Source organism: Stenotrophomonas sp. HMWF003, from assembly GCF_003061285.1.
Classification (GTDB): Bacteria; Pseudomonadota; Gammaproteobacteria; order Xanthomonadales; family Xanthomonadaceae; genus Stenotrophomonas; species Stenotrophomonas maltophilia_AP.
The window spans coordinates 354-978 of sequence record NZ_QAIW01000392.1 but is presented as its reverse complement, the minus strand read 5'-3'; the positions used below and the strand labels follow the sequence as shown (position 1 = coordinate 978).

General features: G+C 70.7%; 1 protein-coding gene. It reads left to right on the top strand.

All coding sequences use genetic code 11. The features are described from left to right. On the top strand, nucleotides 1-625 hold a 625-nt coding region (gene kynU / locus DBR34_RS23575), incomplete at both ends, for a kynureninase (protein WP_258224037.1).

Below are 625 nucleotides of genomic sequence, written 5' to 3'. Positions count from 1 at the left end.
CCCTCAGCGTCAATCTCCACCTGATGATGGTCAGCTTCTACCGGCCCAGCCGCGAGCGCCCCGCCATCCTCATCGAAGCCGGCGCGTTCCCCACCGACCGCCACGCCGTCGAATCGCAGATCCGCTTCCACGGCTTCGACCCGGCCACCGACCTCATCGAAGTCCAGCCCGACGAACCCAACGGCACCATTTCCCTGCAGGCCATCGAGCGCGCCATCACCGAACACGGCCCGCGCCTGGCGCTGGTCCTGTGGCCCGGCGTGCAGTACCGCAGCGGCCAGGTCTTCGACCTCGATGCCATCACCCGCATGGCCCGCCTCCAGGGCGCCCGCGTCGGCTTCGACCTGGCCCACTCGGTCGGCAACGTGCCCCTGCAGCTGCACGACATCGCCCCCGACTTCGCCGTCTGGTGCCACTACAAGTACCTCAACGCCGGCCCCGGCGCCGTGGCCGGCTGCTTCGTGCACGAACGCCACCACCGCGACACCAGCCTGCCGCGCTTCGCCGGCTGGTGGGGCCACGAGGAAGCCACCCGCTTCAAGATGGCCCCGCAGTTCGTGCCTGCCGTCGGCGCCGAAGGCTGGCAGCTCAGCAACCCACCCGTGCTCGGCCTGGCCCCGCTGCG